This window comes from Pseudacidovorax sp. NFM-22 (genome assembly GCF_021401245.1).
Lineage (GTDB): Bacteria > Pseudomonadota > Gammaproteobacteria > Burkholderiales > Burkholderiaceae_C > Xenophilus.
Genome location: NZ_JACBFY010000002.1, coordinates 198,175 through 219,846, shown reverse-complemented (window position 1 = coordinate 219,846; position 21,672 = coordinate 198,175). Strand labels below are relative to the sequence as shown.

General features: G+C 68.8%; 19 protein-coding genes. 11 read left to right on the top strand and 8 right to left on the bottom strand.

What is annotated here, in order from left to right:
• Positions 1–25 precede the first annotated feature (25 nt).
• The 3 genes from L0984_RS06725 to L0984_RS06715 are packed head-to-tail and all read right to left on the bottom strand — an operon-like array spanning position 26 to position 3,620.
• Positions 26–892 carry an energy transducer TonB gene (locus L0984_RS06725; RefSeq protein ID WP_234192982.1) on the bottom strand — a complete coding sequence of 289 codons (867 nt, stop codon included), beginning with the start codon at positions 890–892 and terminating at the stop codon, positions 26–28.
• Between the two features lie 19 nt (positions 893–911).
• Entirely contained in the window at positions 912–2,984 is a 2,073-nt protein-coding gene (locus tag L0984_RS06720) for a ribonuclease catalytic domain-containing protein (RefSeq protein ID WP_234192981.1), read from the bottom strand.
• Positions 2,985–3,032: 48 nt separating this feature from the next.
• Positions 3,033–3,620, bottom strand: a complete 588-nt coding sequence (locus tag L0984_RS06715; protein ID WP_234192980.1) for a YqiA/YcfP family alpha/beta fold hydrolase — start codon at positions 3,618–3,620, stop codon at positions 3,033–3,035.
• A 41-nt stretch (positions 3,621–3,661) separates the two neighbouring features.
• Between L0984_RS06715 and rodA the strand changes: the two genes are divergently transcribed.
• The 3 genes from rodA (at position 3,662) to L0984_RS06700 (ending at position 7,817) form a co-directional block, all read left to right on the top strand.
• A complete protein-coding gene (gene rodA, locus L0984_RS06710; protein ID WP_234192979.1) occupies positions 3,662–4,816 on the top strand; it encodes a rod shape-determining protein RodA in 1,155 nt (384 codons plus the stop codon).
• Positions 4,817–5,011: 195 nt separating this feature from the next.
• Positions 5,012–6,472: a metalloprotease TldD gene (tldD, locus tag L0984_RS06705; RefSeq protein WP_234192978.1), complete on the top strand. Its 1,461-nt coding sequence runs from the start codon at positions 5,012–5,014 to the stop codon at positions 6,470–6,472.
• Positions 6,473–6,701: 229 nt separating this feature from the next.
• Entirely contained in the window at positions 6,702–7,817 is a 1,116-nt protein-coding gene (locus tag L0984_RS06700) for a 3-deoxy-7-phosphoheptulonate synthase (protein ID WP_234192977.1), read from the top strand.
• 1 nt (position 7,818) lies between these two features.
• Here L0984_RS06700 and L0984_RS06695 read toward each other — a convergent pair whose 3' ends face one another.
• Positions 7,819–8,334, bottom strand: coding sequence for a cupin domain-containing protein (locus tag L0984_RS06695; RefSeq protein WP_234192976.1), 516 nt, complete (start codon positions 8,332–8,334; stop codon positions 7,819–7,821).
• Positions 8,335–8,353: 19 nt separating this feature from the next.
• Complete coding sequence (gene mpl / locus L0984_RS06690; RefSeq protein WP_234192975.1) at positions 8,354–9,829, bottom strand: UDP-N-acetylmuramate:L-alanyl-gamma-D-glutamyl-meso-diaminopimelate ligase; 1,476 nt, start codon at positions 9,827–9,829, stop codon at positions 8,354–8,356.
• 69 nt (positions 9,830–9,898) lie between these two features.
• Between mpl and L0984_RS06685 the strand changes: the two genes are divergently transcribed.
• The 7 genes from L0984_RS06685 to L0984_RS06655 all read left to right on the top strand — a co-directional run bounded on the left by L0984_RS06685 (position 9,899) and on the right by L0984_RS06655 (position 16,410).
• The gene (locus tag L0984_RS06685; RefSeq protein WP_234192974.1) at positions 9,899–10,489 is read left to right on the top strand and encodes a hypothetical protein; all 591 of its coding nucleotides are present in this window, start codon (positions 9,899–9,901) and stop codon (positions 10,487–10,489) included.
• Positions 10,486–11,034 (top strand): TlpA family protein disulfide reductase, encoded by a 549-nt coding sequence (locus tag L0984_RS06680; protein ID WP_234192973.1) that lies wholly within the window; start codon positions 10,486–10,488, stop codon positions 11,032–11,034. Before L0984_RS06685 ends, L0984_RS06680 begins: the two co-directional genes overlap by 4 nt.
• A 98-nt stretch (positions 11,035–11,132) precedes the next feature.
• Positions 11,133–11,600 (top strand): acetyl-CoA carboxylase biotin carboxyl carrier protein, encoded by a 468-nt coding sequence (gene accB / locus L0984_RS06675; protein ID WP_017759072.1) that lies wholly within the window; start codon positions 11,133–11,135, stop codon positions 11,598–11,600.
• A gap of 8 nt (positions 11,601–11,608) precedes the next feature.
• Positions 11,609–12,958 carry an acetyl-CoA carboxylase biotin carboxylase subunit gene (gene accC, locus L0984_RS06670; protein ID WP_017759071.1) on the top strand — a complete coding sequence of 450 codons (1,350 nt, stop codon included), beginning with the start codon at positions 11,609–11,611 and terminating at the stop codon, positions 12,956–12,958.
• A 142-nt stretch (positions 12,959–13,100) separates the two neighbouring features.
• Entirely contained in the window at positions 13,101–13,994 is an 894-nt protein-coding gene (gene prmA / locus L0984_RS06665) for a 50S ribosomal protein L11 methyltransferase (RefSeq protein ID WP_234192972.1), read from the top strand.
• A 41-nt stretch (positions 13,995–14,035) separates the two neighbouring features.
• Positions 14,036–15,439: a DUF3426 domain-containing protein gene (locus L0984_RS06660; protein WP_234192971.1), complete on the top strand. Its 1,404-nt coding sequence runs from the start codon at positions 14,036–14,038 to the stop codon at positions 15,437–15,439.
• Between the two features lie 68 nt (positions 15,440–15,507).
• Positions 15,508–16,410, top strand: a complete 903-nt coding sequence (locus L0984_RS06655; RefSeq protein ID WP_017758056.1) for a carbohydrate kinase family protein — start codon at positions 15,508–15,510, stop codon at positions 16,408–16,410.
• 90 nt (positions 16,411–16,500) lie between these two features.
• Here the strand turns inward: L0984_RS06655 and L0984_RS06650 are convergent, their stop codons facing one another.
• Together L0984_RS06650 and L0984_RS06645 are read right to left on the bottom strand one after the other, a co-directional pair.
• Positions 16,501–17,076, bottom strand: coding sequence for a histone (locus L0984_RS06650; RefSeq protein WP_114801318.1), 576 nt, complete (start codon positions 17,074–17,076; stop codon positions 16,501–16,503).
• 194 nt (positions 17,077–17,270) lie between these two features.
• Positions 17,271–18,476, bottom strand: coding sequence for a ribonucleotide-diphosphate reductase subunit beta (locus L0984_RS06645; protein WP_234192970.1), 1,206 nt, complete (start codon positions 18,474–18,476; stop codon positions 17,271–17,273).
• Here L0984_RS06645 and L0984_RS06640 point away from each other — a divergent pair.
• On the top strand, positions 18,412–18,597 hold the full coding sequence (locus L0984_RS06640) for a hypothetical protein (protein WP_234193751.1): 186 nt from the start codon (positions 18,412–18,414) through the stop codon (positions 18,595–18,597). The two genes, L0984_RS06645 and L0984_RS06640, sit on opposite strands and share 65 nt — an antisense overlap.
• Positions 18,598–18,656: 59 nt before the next feature.
• Here L0984_RS06640 and L0984_RS06635 read toward each other — a convergent pair whose 3' ends face one another.
• Positions 18,657–21,596, bottom strand: a complete 2,940-nt coding sequence (locus L0984_RS06635; protein WP_234192969.1) for a ribonucleoside-diphosphate reductase subunit alpha — start codon at positions 21,594–21,596, stop codon at positions 18,657–18,659.
• Between the last annotated feature and the right edge of the window lie 76 nt (positions 21,597–21,672).

Genomic DNA, 21,672 nt, shown 5'->3' with positions numbered 1-21,672 from the left:
TCGAAGGAAAAAGACGGGGGACGGCTCACTGCGGCGTCGCGGACACCTGGGTCTCCAGCGTCTCGTCGCGGGTGAAGCGGAAGCGCGAGGGCAGCACGATCTGGTCGGCCTGGCGGCGCATGGCGTCGGTGAAGGGGCCGAAGTTGCCAAGACTGCGCACGATGGCCTGGGCGCGGCGGTCCAGGTCGGCATTGCCGGAGCTTTCCACCAGCTCGGTCGCCAGCAGGCGGCCGTCGTGGTTGACGGTGATCAGCAGCGTGAGCTGGCCGTAGAGCTTCTGGCCCCGCGCCTCGGGAAAGTTCAGCGTGCCGCGCGCCTCGATGCGCCGGCGCAGCGCATCCACGTAGCCGGCATAGGCCACTTCGCGGGTGGAGGGGCTGATGTAGCGGCGCTTGGGGCGGGCGTTCTCTTCGTTGACGCGGCGCTCGATCTCGGCGAGCAGGTCCAGCAGCTGGCGCCGGCGCTCTTCCTGCGCGGTGCTGTCGGTGGTCTGGCCGGTGCGGCTGGGGTCGGGCGCGGGCAGCGATGCCAGCTGCTTGCGCACGCGGGCCAGCAGCATCTGCTGCTGCTCCTGCAGCGCCTCGATGCGGCGCTGGGCGTCCTGGTCGGAATCGCCGACGGCGCGGAAGGCCGAGGGCGGCAGCGGGCTGGTGGCGCGGCCCCGCTCCAGGTCGCCTCCGCCGGCCAGCGTGGCCTGGGCCAGGGCCGCCGGCTTGGCCGGCAGGTCGGTCTGCGAACTGCGGGCGTTGACCAGGATGATCTCCAGCGGCGACTCCTGCAGCACGCGGTCGAAGGCGGCCGGGTCGGCCACGCGCACGCCCAGCACCGCCGCATGCACCAGCACCGACACACCCAGTGCCATGTGCAGCGGAGTCAGGTCGGCCAGGCGCATGGCGAAGAAGCGGGCAGGCTCAGGCCGCGGGGGCGGGCGCAGGGGCCTCGGGTTCGGCGTCGTTCACATCGACGGCGATGGTCAGCGCGCCGGTGGCGGCTTCTTCCTCGTCGGCCTCGGCATCGTCGGCGGCGGGTGAGGCCTCGGCGTCCAGGCGCTCGATCACGCTGCCGTTGACGGCCAGCGCGATCTCGTCGATGTCGCCCAGGCGCAGCCGCACGCGGGCGCCGCGCGGCAGGCCCTGGGCACCGATCACCGGCAGCACCAACGGCAGCGTGTCGGCGCGGGCCAGCGCCTCGCCGCCGCCGGCGTCGCGCACCAGCGTGGCCTCCAGCTCGCGGATGCCGTGCTGCTGCAGGTACTTGAGCGTCCAGAAGCGCTCCATGCCGGACTGGTAGGCGTTGTAGGTCGAGTACGCCGCGTCGAAGCCGGAGAGGATGGAGAACAGTCCCGCGTCCTTGGGCTTGAAGGGCGCGGCCAGCGCGGCCGTCTTGCCGTGGCGCGCGGCGGCAATGATCTGCCACTGGTTGACCAGGTCGGTGTAGCGGCGCAGCGGCGAGGTGCTCCACGCGTAGCTCTTCACGCCCAGGCCGGCATGCGGCAGCGCCTTGGTGCCCATGCGCACCTTGATGCCGGGCGCCAGGCTGGCCTGGCTGCGGTAGAGCGCGGGCACGCCCAGCTCGCCCAGCCAGCCGCCCCAGCTGCTGTTGGCCAGGATCATGGCCTCGGAGACGATCAGGTCCAGCGGCGCGCCGCGGCGGCGGGTGGTGATCTGCACGGTCTCGCTGCCGTCGGGCTCGGGCCGGTCCTCATGGCCGACCAGGCGGAAGTTGTAGTCGGGGCGGTTGAAGCTCTCGGGCTTGCCGCGCACCACTTCGCGCTGTGCCTTCAGCGTCTTGGCCAGGCGGAACAGGAAGGCCAGTGGCGCATGCAGGCGCTGCGCCTCCTCGGGGCCGCCGGTGGCGGCGGGCGCCTCCAGCCAGGCTTCGTCGATCACGGCGTCGAGCTGGTCGTGGCGCAGGTTGGCGACCACTGGCACGCGTTCGATCTTCGTCTCGATGCCCTGCAGCGCCAGCGTGGCCTCGTCGAAGCGGGCATAGAGCGACACCGCCGGGCGCGGCGCGCCTTCGAGCAGGGTGTAGGTCTGCACCACAGCGTCGGGCAGCATGGTGATCTTGTGGCCCGGCATGTAGACGGTGGACATGCGCGCGCGCGCCACCTGGTCCAGCGCGTCGCCGGGCGCGAGCGCCAGGCCGGGCGCGGCGATGTGCACGCCGACGGTCACGGTGCCGCTGCCCAGGCCCTGCACGGACAGCGCGTCGTCGATCTCGGTGGTCTGCGAGTCGTCGATGGAGAAGGCTTCCACGCCCTCGGCCAGCGGCAGGTCGTCGGCCACCGCGGGCGCGGTGAGCGCAGCCGGGAAGCCCGTGCCCTTGGGGAAGTTCTCGAACAGGAAGCGCTTCCAGTGGAACTGGTAGGACGAGTCGATGGCGCCGGCGGTCGTCAGCAGGTCCAGCGGCGGGCGCTGCGCGGTGCGGGCGGCCTCGACCACGGCCTTGTACTCGGGCGCGTTCTTGTCGGGCTTGAAGAGGATGCGGTAGAGCTGCTCGCGGATCGGCGCCGGGCAGCGGCCGGCCACCAGCTCGGCCGACCATTCGGCGATCTGGGCCTGGACGGCCTTCTTCTTCTCGATGGCGGCCAGCGCCTGCTGCACGATCTCGGCCGGCGCCTTGCGGAAGCGCCCCTTGCCGCTGCGGCGGAAGTAGTGGGGCGCGTCGAACAACGCGAAGAGGGCCGCGGCCTGCTGGGCCAGCGTGGGCTTGTCGCTGAAATAGTCGGCCGCGAGTTCGGCGAAGCCGAATTCCTCGTCGGACGCGAATTCCCAGGCCAGGTCCAGGTCCATCGTGGCGGCCAGCGCGCGCGCCTCGGCGATCAGCTCGGCGGGCGCCGGCTTGTCGAAACGCAGCACGATGTTCGCGCCCTTGACCTTGACGCGCTTGCCGCTTTCCAGCTCCACCTGCGCCGACGCTTCGGCCTCGGACAGCACACGGCCGCCGAGGTACTTGCCGGCTTCTTCGAACAACACAAACATCCGGCGATTGTCACACGCGCCCCGCGGCGCGCCGGGCACGCGACGGGCTCAGGCCGGCTGCAGGAAGGCGATCACGGCGTCCAGGTGGGCCGTCTCGAAATCGGACAGCGCATGGTCGCCGCCCTCGACCACGCGCAGCAGGCTGCCGGGGTAGCGCGCCGTCATCTCGCCCCAGTCCAGCACCTCGTCGCCTTTGGCGATCACGGCCATCAGGCGCTCAGGGTGCGGCAGCGCGCCGACCTGCAGGGCGCGCAGCTCGTCGATGTACTCGGGGCGGAAGAAGAAATGCGCCTCGGGGTCGTGCCAGGCGGTCTGTTCGCCGATGTACTTCTCGAGGTCGCGCGCCGGATCGACGGCCGGGTTGACCAGCACCGCGCGGCAGCCGGTGCGCGCCGCCAGCCAGGTCGCATAAAAGCCGCCGAGCGAGGAGCCGACCACTGCCATGCTGTCGCTGGGCCAGCCGGCGGTGCCCTGCGCGATCAGTTCCGCCGCCGCGCGCGGCGAGGGCGGCAACTGCGGGCACCACCAGTGCACCGCCGGATGCCGCGCCGCCATCCGCGCCGCCATCAGCCGCGCCTTGGCCGATTGCGGCGACGAGCGAAAGCCATGCAGGTAGAGCAGGTGGGTGGTCGACATTTGCCGCACTGTAGCGGCGCACGCGGATAATCGCGCGCCTCATGTCTGCCGTCTTCCAGCGCCCCTCGCTCCTGCGCCGCATCGCGCCTGTGTTCCAGGGCTTCGACGTGCTGCTGGTGCTCGCGCTGGTGGTGCTGGCCTCGACCGGCATGGTGGCCATGTATTCCTCGGGCTACGACAGCGGCACCCGCTTCTCCGACCATGGCCGCAACATGCTGCTCGCGGCCGGCATCATGTTCCTGGTGGCCCAGGTGCCGCCGCAGCGGCTGATGAGCCTGGCGGTGCCCCTGTATGCGTTCGGCGTCACGCTGCTGGTGGCGGTGGCGCTGTTCGGCGTCACCAAGAAGGGCGCCACGCGGTGGCTGAACGTGGGCGTGGTGATCCAGCCCAGCGAGATCCTGAAGATCGCCATGCCGATGATGCTGGCCTGGTGGTTCCAGCGGCGCGAAGGCCAGTTGCGGCCGCTGGATTTCGTGGTCTCCTTCGTGCTGCTCGCGGTTCCGGTCGGCCTGATCATGAAGCAGCCCGACCTGGGCACCTCGCTGCTGGTGCTGGCGGCCGGCCTGTCGGTGATCTTCTTCGCCGGCCTGCCCTGGAAGCTGATCGTGCCGCCGGTGATCGTCATCGCCATCGCCGTGACGCTGATCGTCTGGTACGAGCCGCAGCTGTGCGCCGACGGCGTCGACTGGCGCATCCTGCACGAGTACCAGCGCCAGCGGGTGTGCACGCTGCTCGATCCCTTCCGCGACCCGCTGGGCAAGGGCTTCCACATCATCCAGGGCATGATCGCCATCGGCTCGGGCGGCCTGGGCGGCAAGGGCTTCATGCAGGGCACGCAGACGCACCTGGAGTTCATTCCCGAGCGCACCACCGACTTCATCTTTGCCGCCTATTCCGAGGAGTTCGGCCTGGCCGGCAACCTGTTCCTGATCTGCGGCTTCATCTTCCTGATCTTCCGCGGCCTGGCCATCGCCTCGTCGGCGCCGACGCTGTTCTCGCGGCTGCTGGCCGGGGCGGTGACGATGATCTTCTTCACCTATGCCTTCGTGAACATGGGCATGGTCAGCGGCATCCTGCCGGTGGTGGGCGTGCCGCTGCCCTTCGTCAGCTATGGCGGCACGGCCATGGTCACGCTGGGGCTGGGGCTGGGCATCCTGATGTCGATCGCGCGCTCGCGGCGCCTGATGCAGACCTGATTCCCCGGTCGTCGCGCTGAGCCTGTCGCATCTGGCGAGCGCTTGCGCCGTCGGCCCCACGCCCCGATCCGGTTTCTACGCGCCGCGACTTGTCCGCAGCAGCCGCGCGCGCAGCGTTGGCATTGCCCCTGATCCCCGGCCTGCCGATCCGCGAGGACGGGGGCAGCGTCTGGAGGCGCGAGCAATAATCTGCCGATGATCTCCCGCGAACCCACCCTCGAGCGCCTGGCCACGGCGCAGCAGCTTTTGCTCACGCCCTTCGGGCTCGACGAGACGCACCTGGCGAAGGCCCTGGCCGAGATCCGCGCGCACAAGGTGGACGACGCGGACCTGTACTTCCAGTACACCCGCGCCGAGGGCTGGAGCCTGGAGGAAGGCATCGTCAAGACGGGCAGCTTCTCCATCGACCAGGGCGTGGGCGTGCGCGCGGTGAGCGGCGAGAAGACCGCCTTCGCCTATTCCGACGACATCTCCGAGGCCTCGCTGCTCGACGCCGCCCGCACCGTGCGTGCCATCGCCGCGGCCGGCAAGTCGGGCCGCGTCAAGGCGCCGGCCCGCAAGGTGGCGCCCAGTCGCCAGCTCTACGGCGGCATCGACCCCATCGCCACGCTCGACAGCACGGCCAAGGTGGCGCTGCTCGAAAAGGTCGAGAAGCTGGCCCGCAGCCGCGACCCGCGCATCGCGCAGGTCATGGCGGGCCTGGCGAGCGAATACGACGTGGTGCTGGTGGCGCGCGCCGATGGCACGCTGGCCGCCGACGTGCGGCCGCTGGTGCGCCTGTCGGTCACGGTCATCGCGGAGCACAACGGCCGCCGCGAGATCGGCTCCGGCGGCGGCGGTGGCCGCTTCGGCCTGGCCTACTTCGGCGACGAGCAGATCGCCGAGTACGTGGACCATGCCGTCAACTCGGCCCTGACCAACCTCGAATCGCGTCCGGCCCCGGCTGGCGAGATGGTCGTGGTGCTCGGCCCGGGCTGGCCCGGCATCCTGCTGCACGAGGCCGTGGGCCACGGCCTGGAAGGCGACTTCAACCGCAAGGGCTCCAGCGCCTTCAGCGGCCGCATCGGCCAGCGCGTGGCGGCCAAGGGCGTCACGGTGCTGGACGACGGCACCATCGCCGACCGCCGCGGTTCGCTCAACGTGGACGACGAGGGCAACCCCAGCCAGCGCAACGTGCTGATCGAGGACGGCATCCTCAAGGGCTACATCCAGGATTCGCTCAACGCGCGCCTGATGGGCGTGGCGCCCACCGGCAACGGCCGGCGCGAGAGCTATGCGCACCTGCCCATGCCGCGCATGACCAACACCTACATGCTGGGCGGCGACCGGCACCCCGACGAGATCGTCGCCAGTATCGACAAGGGCCTGTACGCCACCAACTTCGGCGGCGGTCAGGTCGACATCACCAGCGGCAAGTTCGTGTTCTCGGCCAGCGAGGCCTGGTGGGTCGAGAAGGGCAAGCTGCTCTATCCCGTGAAGGGCGCCACCATCGTCGGCAACGGCCCGGACGCACTGACGCGCGTGAGCATGATCGGCAACGACATGAAGCTGGACACCGGCGTGGGCACCTGCGGCAAGGAGGGCCAGAGCGTGCCCGTGGGCGTGGGCCAGCCCACGCTGCGCATCGACCGCCTCACCGTCGGCGGCACGGCCTGAACATAAATACAGCTTGGCAAGCCGTTTTCACGTGCTAGAGTCGCGCTCCATGTTCGCTCAACGCGCTTATTACTTTGCCTACTTTTGGTTCCCGGACTCCGGCGGACGAGAGGCGCGCGCGTAAACGCAACAACCCAACCCTCAAAAACCGCCGGTGCCAAAAGCCCGGCGGTTTTTTTTCGCCCCCCCGTTTTCCGTCACACACCAACCCACAAGAAGGATCGTTCCCATGAACAGCAGCAATGCCACCGCCAACCCCTGGTATGCGCCCGTCGAGAAAACCAGCCAGACCGACGACGAACGCATCAAGGACATCAACGTGCTGCCCCCTCCGGAACACCTCATCCGCTTCTTCCCCATCCACGGCACGGCCGTGGAGAAGCTGATCACCGACACCCGCCGCAACATCCACAACATCATGGCCGGTCAGGACGACCGGCTGCTGGTGGTGATGGGGCCGTGTTCCATCCATGACCCGGCCGCGGCCCTGGATTACGCCCGACGCCTGAAGGCCGAGCGCGAAAAGTACGCCGACTCGCTGGAGATCGTGATGCGCGTGTACTTCGAGAAGCCGCGCACCACCGTCGGCTGGAAGGGCCTGATCAACGACCCGTACCTGGACGAGAGCTACCGCATCGACGAGGGCCTGCGCATCGCCCGTCAGTTGCTCATCGACATCAACCGCATGGGCCTGCCGGCGGGCAGCGAGTTCCTGGACGTGATCTCGCCCCAGTACATCGGCGACCTGATCGCCTGGGGCGCCATCGGCGCGCGCACCACCGAGAGCCAGGTGCACCGCGAACTGGCCTCGGGCCTGTCGGCGCCCATCGGCTTCAAGAACGGCACCGACGGCAACATCCGCATCGCCACCGACGCCATCCAGGCGGCGGCGCGCGGCCACCACTTCCTGTCGGTGCACAAGAACGGCCAGGTCGCCATCGTGCAGACCAATGGCAACAAGGACTGCCATGTGATCCTGCGCGGCGGCAAGGCGCCCAACTACGACGCCACCAGCGTCGAGACCGCCTGCCGCGACCTGGAGGCCGCCGGCCTGCCGCCCACGCTGATGGTGGACTGCAGCCATGCCAACAGCAGCAAGCAGCACCAGAAGCAGGTCGACGTGGCGCGCGACATCGCGGACCAGATCGCCGGTGGCAGCCGCAAGGTCTTCGGCGTGATGGTGGAGAGCCACATCCAGGCCGGCGCGCAGAAGTTCTCGCCGGGCAAGGATGTGCCGTCGGCGCTGGAATACGGCAAGAGCATCACCGACGCCTGCCTGGGCTGGGACGATTCGCGCAGCCTGCTGGATGTGCTGTCGCAGGCGGTGAAGAAGCGTCGCGGTTGAATCAGATGAAGGAAGCCAGCGCGGGCCAGTGGTGCCGCACGGCGGCGGCCACCTCGCCCTGGGCGTCCATCAGCGTGAAGTCGGCGAAGTCGAAGCCCGGCGCGACGGCGCAGGCGGCCAGGGTGTAGTCGCCGGCGCTGTGCGTGGCCACGGGCTGCGCCGCCTGCCACTGGCCGGCGGGCACCACGTGCTGGGGGCGGCCGCCGTGGACGTCCACCGGGGCCAGGCGCACATGGGCCGGCGCCGTGCGGAAGGCGGCGTCGGCGGTCCACAGGGTGAGCGGCACGCCCTCCAGATGCACCCAGAGTTCGTCCGACAGCACCTGGTGCCAGCGGGAGTGCTGGCCGGCCTCCAGCAGGAAGTAGATGCTGGTCAGTGCTGCACGCGGTCCCCGGTGGTCGGCGGGCTGCACCGGGGTCGGTGCGCGGAACACCTCGCGGTACCAACCGCCCTCGGGATGGGACTGGAGTTGCAGCGTCTCGATCAGCTGCCGGGCGCGCGATGGGGCTTGGGCCATGGGGTGGGTTCTCCGGCGTTCAGGCGGCTTGCAATGCGGCGATCAGCTTGCCATGGATACGGCCAAAGCCGCCATTGCTCATGCACACCAGATGGTCGCCCGGTCGCGCAGCGGCGGCCACGGCCTCGACCAGGCTGTCGACGTTGTCGAAGCAGGCCGCGCGTTCGCCCATCGGCGCGAGCGCGCCGGCCACATCCCAGTCCAGGCCGGCCGTGTGGCAGAAGGCGAGGGCGGCGTCGCGCAGGCTGTCTGGCAGTTGGGCGGCCATGGTGCCCAGTTTCATGGTGTTGCTGCGCGGCTCGAAGATGGCCAGGATGCGTTCGCCCTGCCGCCCGTCAGCGTCCAGCCGCTGGCGCAGGCCGTCCAGCGTGGTCTGGATGGCGGTCGGATGGTGGGCGAAGTCGTCGTAGACGCGGATCGGCTCGCCGCCCGGCCGCGCCACTTCGCCGCGCAGTTCCATGCGGCGTCGCACATTGCGGAAGCGGCAGAGCGCCTCGGCGGCCTGCGCCGGCGTCACGCCCAAATGCTGGGCGGCGGCGATGGCGGCCAGCGCGTTGGCCTGGTTGTGCTGGCCGCTCAGCGCCCACTCGACGCGGCCGACGATCTCGCCGCCGCGCAGCACGTCGAAGGCATGGGCGGGGCCGCGGGCGCGCCACTGTGCCTCTGGCGCCTCGCCGAAGCGGGCGACCTCGCTCCAGCAGCCCTGGGCCAGTACCCGCTCCAGGCTTTGCTCGCCCGCGTGGACGACCAATCGGCCGGTGGAGGGCACGGTTCGCACCAGGTGGTGGAATTGCCGCTCGATGGCCGCCAGGTTGTCGAAGATGTCCGCGTGGTCGAACTCCAGGTTGTTCAGCACCGCCGTGCGCGGCCGGTAGTGGACGAACTTGCTGCGCTTGTCGAAGAAGGCGGTGTCGTACTCGTCGGCTTCGATGACGAAGGGGGCCCAACCGCCTGCCTGCGCCGCGGAGGCGATGGCCGCTGGTTCGGTCTGGCTCGACGCCGGGGTTTCGGCAGCCAGAAGACCCAGGCGCGCGGAGACGCCGAAGTCCAGCGGCACGCCGCCGACCAGGAAGCCGGGCTGCAGGCCCGCCTGGTCCAGCACCCAGGTCAGCATCGAGGTGGTCGTGGTTTTGCCATGGGTGCCGGCCACGGCCAGCACATGGCGGCCCTGCAGCACATGCTCGGCCAGCCACTGCGGGCCGCTGGTGTAGGGCGCGCCGGCGTCCAGGATCGCTTCCATCAGCGGGAACTTGGGACGGCCATCGGCCAGCCGCGCACGGGAGACGACATTGCCGATCACGAACATGTCGGGCGCGAGCGCCAACTGGTCCGCGCCATAGCCTTCGATCAGTTCGATGCCGAGCTCGCGCAACTGGGTGCTCATCGGCGGATAGACGCCCGCATCACAGCCGGTGACGCGGTGGCCGGCCTCGCGGGCCAGGGCGGCCAGTCCACCCATGAAGGTGCCGCAGATGCCGAGGATGTGAATATGCATCGCCGGATTCTAGGAAGGGCCGCAGGGCCGTCCGCCCCGGGGTCGGCCTCGCGGCGGCACAATGCGCCGATGGACTCCGCCAAGCGCGACATCGCTGCCGCTGCTGCCCGCCTCATCGTGGAGGAGGGGCTCGAATACGGCCCTGCCAAGCGCCGTGCCCTGCGCGACCTCGGCCTGCCGCAACGCACGGCCCTGCCCGGCAACGACGAGGTCGAGGAGGAGGTGCGCGACTACATCCGCATCTTCTGCGCCGATACCCAGCCGGCTGAATTGCAAGTGCTGCGACGTCTGGCACTGGAATGGATGGAGCACATGGCGGCCTTCAGGCCGCATCTCGGGGGCTCTGTCTGGCACGGGACCGCCACCCGCCTGAGCGACATCTATATCCAGCTGTTCTGCGATGACTCCAAGTCGGCGGAGATCGCGCTCATCGACCACCGCGTCGAGTACGAGCCCCGTACCGTGACAGGCTTCCACGGCGAGAGCGTCGAGGCGCTCAGCGTCCATGCCCGCAGCCGCGAACTGGGCACCGAAGTGGGGGTGCACCTGATGATCTACGACCTCGACGACCTGCGCGGTGCCTTGCGGCCCGACAGCCAGGGGCGCACACCCCGCGGCGATCTGGCGTCGGTCCGGCGCCTGGTGGAGGAAGGGCAATGACGGCCAACCGTCGGCAGTGGCTGGCGTATGGCGGTGCCGCCGCGGTGGCCGCCGGCGCGGGCCTGGCACTGTGGCGGCATCGTGAACAGCCGCAGGCCGGTGGGTCGGCAGCGGGGGAGGTCCCGGACGCGCTGTGGTCGCTGCGCCTTCCGCGGCCCGGCGGTGGCGAACTGGCCCTCGCGGCGCTGCGGGGCAAGCCGACGCTGGTCAATTTCTGGGCGACCTGGTGTCCCCCCTGCGTCGAAGAGATGCCGCTGCTCGACCGCTTCCACCGCGAAAACACGGCCAATGGCTGGCAGGTGGTCGGCATCGCCGTCGATCGCGCGGAGCCCGTGGACAAGTTCCTGGCGCGGCTTCCAGTCGGTTTCCCGATCGGCATCGCAGGCGCGCAGGCCCTGTCGCTGGTCAAGGCCCTGGGCAATGACAGCGGCGGCCTGCCCTTCACGCTCGTGCTCGATTCGGGCGGTGCCGTGTGTGACCGTAGAATGGGCAAGGTCGAGCCAGCGGATCTGCAGGCTTGGCAGCGCGCAGTGGTTCACGGCTAGAATCCGCGACCTTCTCGGCAGATGGCGTCAAAACGCCGACGTACGCCGACTTTCAAGCAAGTTCGATAGACGGCCTCCGCGGCCGGCGCTGGAGAATCATGGATCTGCGCAAACTCAAGACACTGATCGACCTGGTGTCTGAATCCAATATTTCCGAACTCGAGATCACCGAAGCCGAAGGCAAGGTGCGCATCGTCAAGGCGGGCGAAGCCGCCCCCGTTCAGTATGTCCAGGCGGCCATGCCCGCGGCCGCGGCGCCTGCCGTCATGGCGGCTGCCCCGGCAGCACAGGCTGCGGCGCCGGCCGCGGCGTCCGCTGAGGCGGCGCCGTCGGGCCATGTGGTGAAGTCGCCCATGGTCGGCACCTTCTACCGCTCCTCCAGTCCCGGCGCCGCCGCGTTCGTGGAGGTCGGCTCCCAGGTGAAGGAGGGCGACACCCTCTGCATCATCGAGGCGATGAAGATCCTCAACGAGATCGAGGCCGACAAGTCGGGCACCGTCAAGCAGATCCTCGGCGAGAACGGCCAGGCCGTCGAATACGGCCAGCCGCTGTTCATCATCGAGTGAGACGCTGAATGTTCAAGAAGATCCTCGTTGCCAACCGGGGCGAGATCGCTTTGCGGATCCAGCGCGCCTGCAGCGAACTGGGCATCAAGGCGGTCATGGTGTATTCCGAGGCCGACCGCGAGGCCAAGTACGTCAAGCTGGCCGAAGAGGCCGTGTGCATCGGCCCGGCGCCCTCGTCGCAGAGCTACCTCAACATGCCGGCCATCATCTCGGCTGCCGAGGTCACGGACGCCGAGGCCATCCACCCCGGCTACGGCTTCCTCTCGGAAAACGCCAACTTCGCCGAACGGGTGGAGCAGAGCGGCTTCCAGTTCATCGGCCCCACGCCCGAGTCGATCCGCATCATGGGCGACAAGGTGTCGGCCAAGCAGGCCATGATCAAGGCCGGCGTGCCCTGCGTGCCCGGCTCGGACGGCGAGCTGTCGGACGATGCGACGGCCAACAAGCGCATCGCCCGCGCCATCGGCTATCCGGTGATCATCAAGGCCGCGGGCGGTGGCGGTGGCCGCGGCATGCGCGTGGTGCACACCGAAGCCGCGCTGGTCAATGCGATCCAGATGACCAAGGCCGAGGCGGCCGCGGCCTTCAACAATCCCGCGGTTTACATGGAGAAGTTCCTCCAGAACCCGCGGCACATCGAGATCCAGATCCTCGCGGACAAGCACAAGAACGCCGTCTACCTGGGCGAGCGTGACTGCTCCATGCAGCGCCGCCACCAGAAGGTGATCGAGGAATCGCCGGCCCCGGGCATCCCGCGCAAGCTGATCGAAAAGATCGGCGAGCGCTGCGCCGCCGCCTGCAAGAAGATCGGCTACCGCGGCGCCGGCACCTTCGAGTTCCTGTACGAGAACGGCGAGTTCTATTTCATCGAGATGAACACCCGCGTGCAGGTGGAGCATCCGGTGACGGAGCTGGTGACCGGCATCGACATCGTGAAGACGCAGATCATGGTCGCCGCCGGCGAGAAGCTGCCCTTCACCCAGCGCCAGATCCAGCTCAAGGGCCATGCCATCGAGTGCCGGATCAATGCCGAAGACCCGTACAAGTTCACGCCGTCGCCGGGCCGCATCACCATGTGGCATCCGCCGGGCGGTCCCGGCGTGCGCGTCGATTCGCACGTCTACACCAACTACTTCGTGCCGCCCAACTACGACTCGATGATCGGCAAGCTGATCGTCTACGGCGACACGCGCGAGCAGGCCATGGCCCGCATGCGCACGGCGCTCAACGAGACGGTGGTCGAAGGCATCCTGACCAACATCCCGCTGCACCGCGAGCTGATGGTGGACGCCAAGTTCATGGCCGGCGGCACCAACATCCACTATCTGGAAGAGTGGATGGCCGCCCACAAGCGCTAGTCGGCGCGCGGCCCTGGGCGGGGCGACCCGCACCGGCGATACTTTGTGAAGACTTGCGCCGCGGCCCGGCCTTCCGGTCCGCGGCGCGTTCGTTATGGGGCTGCGCGGCATGGGCGCGCGGCCCGTTGAGGAAAGGCGATTCATGTTCGAACTGCGGCTCTTGGCGCCCGAAGACCGGGTCGAGGTGGTGGGCGATGCGCTCGATGCGCTCGATGCCCTCTCCGTCTCGGTGGAGGATGCCGATGCCCACACCGAGGCCGAGCAGGCCCTGTTCGGCGAGCCCGGCATGCCGCCGCCGCGCGAAGGCTGGCAGCGCTCGCGCGTGGTGGCCCTCTTCGACACCCGCGCCAAGGCCGACGAGGCCGCCGCGCTGCTGCAGGCGCAGGACTTCTTCGAAGGCTGCAGCCTGGCGGGCATCGCCGAGGTGCCCGAGCAGGACTGGGTGCGGCTGACCCAGTCGCAGTTCGCGCCGGTAGAGATCACCGGGAGCTTCTGGATCGTCCCGACCTGGCATGAGCCGCCCGCGCAGGCCGTGCAGGTGATCCGCCTCGATCCGGGCCTGGCGTTCGGCACCGGCACCCATCCGACCACGCGCATGTGCCTGCGCTGGATCGCGACCCAGCCGGCCGACGTGCTGGGTTCGCGCGTGCTCGACTACGGGTGCGGCTCGGGCATCCTGGCCATCGGCGCTGCGAAGTTCGGCGCTACGGAGATCGATGCCGTCGACATCGACGAAGCGGCCGTGGAATCGACCCACCTCAATGCCGATGCCAATGCCGTCGAGCTCTCGCCCGGCCTGCCCGAGCGGGCCCAGGGCGAATACGACACCGTGCTTGCCAACATCCTGGCCACGCCCCTGAAGGTGCTGGCGCCGTTGCTCTGCGCCTATGTGCGACCGGGCGGCCACCTGGTGCTGGCCGGCATCCTGGCGCCGCAGGCCGACGAGTTGAAGGAGGCCTATGCGCCCTGGATCGCGCTCGAGGTCGCCGACACCGAAGACGGCTGGATCCTGATGACCGGCCGCCGCGCGGCATGAGTCTTGTCACCCGCTGTCCGTCCTGCACGACCGCCTTCAAGGTGGTGCGCGACCAGTTGCGGCTGTCCGACGGATGGGTGCGCTGTGGCCGGTGCGGCGAGGTGTTCGATGCGCAGTCCGACCTGCGCGAGCAGTTGCCCGACGGCCGTTGGGTGGTGCTGGCGGCGCCCGCCTCCGGGGGCGCATGGCCTGCCGCGGAGCCGGGGGCTGCGGCGGGGGTGGGCGACGCGGAGTCGGCCTCTGCGATGCGGGACCCAGAGAGTGAGCCGGTGGACGACGATATGCCCGGCGCAGCGTCGCCCTCGCTGTCTGCCAACACTTCGCCGACCGCCCAGCCCTGGCCCTCTGTCGACTGGCTCGATCTGTCTGCAGGTGGTGCGACATCTGCGCCCCCGGCGGCCGAACGTGTCGAGCCCCGGCTGCCTGCGCGCGACCTGCTGGATCTGGCGCAGCCCGAAGACAGGGCGGCGTCGACGCAGGATGCCCAGGCGCCGTCGGCGTCCTCCACGCCCTCGGCCATCCCTGCGCGCCCGGCGGCCGACGCGGCGCAGGTCGGCCGCGTCCTGCGCCGCGGTCGCGCATGGGTGAATGCCGAGCCCACCGCGCTCGCCGCCTTCCTGCGGCCGGGGCGTGCTGCGGTACCGCCGCGCCCGGCCCCCCTCGAGCCCTCGCTGGAGGCGGATCCGCCGCCGGCCCCGGTCATCCCCACGCCGGATGCGGGCCTTGACCGCCCCTCGCCAAGCGCCGACGTCGACTTCGACGTCGACGTCGACGAAGCGCCAGGGCAGGCGCCCCCGCCGTTGGTCGAAGAGTCCCCGACGGCGGAATCGACCCCGCCGTCGTCCGCTCTGCCGATGGCCGATGAGCCTGCTGCTCGGGACGACCTGGCGGCGCCGCCGTTCACCCCCCTGCGCCCCAGCTTCCTGGACACGCCGGACGCGCCAGAGGAAGGCGAGGCGCCGCGGCGCCGCCGCTTCTGGCTGTGGTCGCTCGCCGCAGCGGGCCTGCTGATCATGCTGGGCGCGCAGGTGATGCGGCATGAACGCGACCAGTGGGCGCTGTCCCGGCCAGCCCTGCTGCCGTTGCTGACGGCCGTGTGCCAGGCGACGGCCTGCACGATCGAGGCACCGCGCCGCATCGACGACATCCGCGTGGATGGCTCCACGTTGATGCGCGACGGCGCGGAAGGCCGCTACCGGCTGGTCTTCACGCTGCGCAATGCGGCGCCGGTGGCCGTGGCCATGCCGGCGATCGAACTGTCCTTGCTCGACGGCTCCGAACGCCCGGTGCTGCGGCGCGTCGTCCAGCCGGCCGAGATGGCGCGTGCCGCCGTATTGCCGGGCCGTGCCGAAGAGGAGGTCGCACTGGCGCTCGAGTTGCACGCGGTGGCCGGCCGGCCGCTGCCTTCCGTGGTGGGCCACAGCGTGCTCGCCTTCTATCCCTGAGGCCGACGGTCACACCGTGCCCGCGGCTTTGCCTTGTCTCCCACCGCTTCTGCAGGATTGATCCCGCCATGGCTTCCGTGATCTGCGGCTCGCTCGCATTCGACACCATCATGACCTTCGAGGGCCGCTTCGCCGAGCAGATCCTGCCCGACCAGCTGCACATCCTGAACGTGTCCTTCCTGGTGCCCGGCCTGCGCCGGGACTTCGGCGGGTGCGCCGGCAACATTGCCTACAGCCTGAATGCGCTGGGCGGCCGCGCCCTGCCCATGGCGGCCGTGGGCAGCGATGGCGCCGACTACGTGCAGCGCCTGAAGGAACTGGGCGTGGGCACGGAGTTCATCCTGCAGCTGGACGACAGCTACACCGCGCAGGCCATGATCATGACCGACCGCGACAACAACCAGATCACGGCCTTCCACCCGGGTGCGATGCAGCAGGCCCACCTCAACCGCATCGAGGCACGCGAGGACATCCGCCTGGGCATCATCGCGCCCGACGGCCGCGAGGCGATGCTGCAGCATGCCGCGCAGTTCAAGGCTGCCGGCATTCCCTTCGTCTTCGATCCGGGTCAGGGTCTGCCGATGTTCGACGGTAAGGACCTGGCCCACTTCATCGATCAGGCGGACTGGGTCGTGGTCAACGACTACGAGGGCCGCATGCTCAGCGAGCGCACGGGCTGGAGCACGGCCGAGATCTCGCGCCGTGTGCGCGGCATGGTGGTCACGCTGGGCGCCGAGGGCTGCGACGTGTGGGTCGGCGGCGAGGCCACGCGCGTGGCGCCCGTGACGCCCGAGGCCGTGGTCGATCCCACCGGCTGCGGCGATGCCTGGCGCGGCGGCCTGCTCTATGGCCTGGAACAGGGCTGGGACCTGGTGCGCTGCGCCGAACTGGGCAACCGCCTGGGCGCCCTCAAGATCGCGCAGCGCGGCCCCCAGAACTACCAGGTCGACCGCGCCGCGCTGGGCCTCTGAGCGGCGCGCGACGCGGCAATAAAAAACCCGGCGCCTTGCGGTCGCCGGGTTCGGGCTTCGAAGGCCGCTGGCGCGGCGCTTCGTTCCGCCTCAGGGCTTGCTGGCCGTGGGGAAGGGCCAGGCGGCCTGCGGGCTCAGCGTGGTCTGTGCTGCAGGGGCTGCAGCGGCAGGCGCGGGCGCAGCCGCAGGGGCAGGCGCTTTCGCAGGGGCAGGCTTTTTGGCGGCAGCCTTCTTGGCAGCGGCCTTCTTGGCGGGGGCCTTGGGGGCCGCAGCCGTCTTGGCCGCCGTCGTCTTCTTGGCGGCGACCTTCTTGGCCGGTGCAGCCTTCTTGGCGGCGACCTTCTTCGCAGGTGCTGCGGCCTTCTTGGCGGCAACCTTCTTCGCCGGCGCTGCGGCCTTCTTGGCGGGCGCAGCCTTCTTCGCCGCGACCTTCTTGGCCGGTGCCGCCTTCTTGGCCGCAACCTTCTTTGCCGGCGCTGCCTTCTTGGCGGGTGCAGCCTTCTTCGCTGCGACCTTCTTGGCCGGTGCCGCCTTCTTGGCCGCAACCTTCTTCGCCGGTGCGGCGGCCTTCTTGGCCGGAGCCGCCTTCTTCGCCGCGACCTTCTTGGCCGGAGCGGCCTTCTTTGCAGCGACCTTCTTGGCCGGAGCCTTCTTTGCAGTTGCCATTTCTTTCTCCTTGATCAAGTTGGAAATCAACCTTCGAATTGCACGGGCCGCCCGTGTGCCTGCGGCCAGCGATCCGTGACGTCGGGGCACACCCCGCCACCACGAATGGGAAAGCCCCGGACGCCGCACTCTGGGGTGCGTCTGGCGTCCGGGGCGGGTCTCAGATCCATTCGTCCTTCAGGAAAGAGTCGTGCTCAGTCCCATGAGAGCGCACCACCCGACTGGTATTCGATCACGCGGGTTTCGAAGAAATTGCGCTCTTTCTTCAGGTCGATCATTTCGCTCATCCAGGGGAACGGGTTTTCCTCGTTCGGGAAGAGCGCTTCCAGGCCGATCTGCGTGGCACGCCGGTTGGCGATGTAGCGCAGGTAGCCCTTGAACATGGAGGCATTCATGCCGAGCACGCCGCGGGGCATGGTGTCTTCGGCATAGCGGTATTCGAGCTCGACGGCCTTCTGGAACAGGGCCTTGATCTCGGCCTTGAACTCGGGCGTCCACAGATGCGGGTTCTCGAGCTTGAGCTGGTTGATCAGGTCGATGCCGAAGTTGCAGTGCATCGACTCGTCGCGCAGGATGTACTGGTACTGCTCGGCGGCACCGGTCATCTTGTTCTGGCGTCCGAGCGCGAGGATCTGCGTGAAGCCGACGTAGAAGAAAAGGCCTTCCATCAGGCAGGCGAAGACGATCAGCGACTTCAGCAGCGTCTGGTCGGTCTCGGGCGTGCCGGTCTTGAAGTTCGGATCCATGATCGCGTCGATGAACGGGATCAGGAACTCGTCCTTGTCGCGGATCGACTGGACTTCGTTGTAGGCGTTGAAGATCTCGGACTCGTCCAGGCCCAGCGACTCGACGATGTACTGGTAGGCGTGGGTGTGGATCGCTTCCTCGAAGGCCTGGCGCAGCAGGAACTGGCGGCATTCGGGCGCGGTGATGTGCCGGTAGGTGCCCAGCACGATGTTGTTGGCGGCCAGCGAGTCGGCGGTGACGAAGAAGCCGAGGTTGCGCTTGACGATGCGGCGCTCGTCCTCGGTCAGGCCGTTCGGGTCCTTCCAGAGGGCGATGTCGCGGTTCATGTTGACCTCCTGCGGCATCCAGTGATTGGCGCAGGTGGCGAGGTACTTTTCCCAGGCCCACTTGTACTTGAAGGGCACCAGCTGGTTGACGTCGGTCTGGCCGTTGATGATGCGCTTGTCGGCGGCATTCACGCGGCGCGCAGCGGCAGTCGTGGCAGCACCGGGTTGCGCAGCAGCAGGAGCGCTGAAGCTGTGCGTGGCCAGCGCGGGCTGTGCAAAGGAAGCGGGGGAGGAAGGGGATGCCATCGACCGGCCTGCGGCCATGTCCGATGCATTCGACAGTGCGCCCGAATTGGAGGGCTTGACTTCGTCGTCCCAGGTCAACATAGAAAAATCCAATGCTCAATTATCAGAGCAACGACACGCGATTGAAAAGTTCTTCGGCTGTGTCGTTGCTGAATTTTGTTGTGCCTGGGCATCGGGTCTGTCGTCCGATGCCCCGACATGAAGGCATGCGTTCCTGCTTTGCGCAGGAACGCATGCATCAACGCGCGATGCGCGCTGCGATCACTGGCAGGCTTCGCAGCCCGGATCGTCGATGGCGCAGAACTTGATGTCGGTGGCGGGCACCGCGTTCATCTGCGCTTGCGCCGCGGCGGCTGCGGCTTCGAGTGCGCTGGGCGCGCTGGCTGCAGCAGCGGGCTGCATGGCCATGGACGAGCCGCCACCGGAGGACACGGCATTCAGGCGGCTCGATTGCACGGTCGACTTCTCGGCGTGCGTGGCGCTGATGGTGCGCAGGTAGTAGGTGGTCTTGAGGCCGCGCGTCCAGGCCAGCGTGTAGGTGTCGTGCAGCTTCTTGCCCGAGGCGCCGGCCATGTAGATGTTCAGGCTCTGGGCCTGGTCGATCCACTTCTGGCGACGCGCAGCGGCTTCGACCAGCCACTGCGGCTCGACCTCGAAGGCCGTGGCGTACAGCGCCTTCACGTCCTGCGGCACGCGGTCGATGGGGCGCAGCGAGCCGTCGAAGTGCTTGAGGTCCATGACCATCACGTCGTCCCACAGGCCCAGGCGCTTGAGGTCACGCACCAGGTAGTGGTTGATGACGGTGAATTCGCCCGACAGGTTGGACTTGACCGACAGGTTGCCGAAGCAGGGCTCGATCGAGGCGTCCACGCCGATGATGTTGGAGATGGTCGCCGTCGGCGCGATGGCCACGCAGTTGGAATTGCGCATGCCGTCCTGCTTGATCTTGGCGCGCAGCGCGTCCCAGTCGAGGGTGCGCGAGCGGTCCACCTCGACATAGCCGCCGCGGGCCTTTTCCAGCAGGTCGAGCGAGTCGATGGGCAGGATGCCCTTGTCCCACAGCGAGCCCTTGAAGCTGCTGTAGCGGCCACGCTCGGCGGCCAGTTCGGTGGAGGCCCAGTAGGCGTAGTAGCAGATCGCTTCCATCGACTTGTCGGCGAAGTCCACGGCCTGCTCGCTGGCATAGGGGATGCGCAGCTCGTACAGCGCGTCCTGGAAGCCCATCAGGCCCAGGCCCACCGGGCGGTGGCGCAGGTTCGAGTCGCGCGCCTTCTTGACGGCGTAGTAGTTGATGTCGATGACGTTGTCGAGCATGCGCATGGCGACCGAGATGGTCTTCTTGAGCTTCTCGTGGTCGACGCCGCCGTCCTTCAAGTGCTGCAGCAGGTTGACCGAGCCCAGGTTGCAGACGGCGGTCTCGGTGTCGCTGGTGTTGAGCGTGATCTCGGTGCAGAGGTTGGACGAGTGCACCACGCCCGCATGCTGCTGCGGCGAGCGCACGTTGCAGGCGTCCTTGAAGGTGATCCAGGGATGGCCGGTCTCGAACAGCATCGAGAGCATCTTGCGCCACAGGTCGGTGGCGGGCACCGTCTTGGCGGGCTTGATCTCGCCGCGGGCGGCCTTCTCTTCGTAGGCGACGTAGGCGCGCTCGAAGTCGGCGCCGAACAGGTCGTGCAGGTCGGGCACGGAAGAGGGCGAGAACAGCGTCCAGTTGCCCTTTTCCATCACGCGGCGCATGAACAGGTCGGGGATCCAGTTGGCCGTGTTCATGTCGTGGGTGCGGCGGCGGTCGTCACCCGTGTTCTTGCGCAGCTCCAGGAATTCCTCGATGTCCAGGTGCCAGGTCTCCAGGTACGTGCAGACCGCGCCCTTGCGCTTGCCGCCCTGGTTGACGGCCACGGCCGTGTCGTTGACCACCTTGAGGAAGGGCACGACGCCCTGCGATTCGCCGTTGGTGCCCTTGATGTGCGAGCCCAGGGCGCGCACGCGGGTCCAGTCGTTGCCCAGGCCGCCGGCGAACTTGGACAGCAGCGCGTTTTCCTTGATCGACTCGTAGATGCCGTCCAGATCGTCGGGCACGGTGGTCAGGTAGCAGGACGAGAGCTGCGAGCGCAGCGTGCCGCTGTTGAACAGCGTGGGCGTGGACGACATGAAGTCGAACGAGGACAGCACCTCGTAGAACTCGATGGCACGCGCCTCGCGGTCGATCTCGCCCAGCGCCAGGCCCATGGCCACGCGCATGAAGAAGGCCTGCGGCAGCTCGATGCGGCTCTTGCGCACGTGCAGGAAGTAGCGGTCGTACAGGGTCTGCAGGCCGAGGTAGTCGAACTTCAGGTCACGGTCGGCCTTGAGCGCGGCGCCCAGGCGGGCCAGGTCGTACTGCAGCAGCTTCTCGTCGAGCAGCTCGTTCTCCACGCCCTTCTTGATGAACTGCGGGAAGTAGTCGGCGTAGGCGGCGCCCATCTCGGCCTGTGCCACTTCGCGGCCCAGCACTTCCTTGACGATGGTGTGCAGCAGCAGGCGCGCGGTGGCGTAGGTGTAGTCGGGATCCTTCTCGATCAGCGTGCGGGCCGCCAGGATCGAGGCCTTGTAGACCTCGTCCAGTGGCACGCCGTCGTACAGGTTGCGCATGGTCTCGGCCACGATGGGCTCGGCCTTCACGCCATCGCCCAGGCCCACGCAGGCGGACTGCAGCAGCGATTGCAGGGCGCCCATGTCCAGCGGCACGCGCTCGCCGCCGTCAAGCACATGCAGTTGCGGCGCGGCGGCCGCAGCCGTCTGCTCGACTTGCTTGGAGCGCTCTTGCGCGCGGCGCTCGCGGTAGAGCACGTAGGCGCGGGCGACTTCCTGGTAGCCGCCGCGCATCAGGCCGAGCTCGACCTGGTCCTGCACGTCCTCGATGTGGAAGGTGCCGCCGCCCGGGCGCGAGCGCACCAGCGCGCGGACCACGGCCTGCGTCAGGCCCTCGACCGTCTCGCGCACGCTGGCCGAGGCGGCGCCCTGCGTCCCGTGCACCGCCAGGAAGGCCTTCATCATCGCCACGGTGATCTTCTCGGGCGCGAAGGGCACCACGGCGCCATTGCGGCGGATGATCTGATAGTGGGCGAGGGCGGGGGCCGTCGTGCCCGCCACGTCGCGGCCGGCGGGCATCGTCGGCAGGGGCTGGGCGGAGGCGGCGGGGGAGTTCAAGGCAGTCTGCATGCGGTTCCTCTTGAGGGGGCTTGGTGTTCGTCGATCAGGGCGCGGGCGGGCAGGGATCCATGCCGCCGCGTCGATG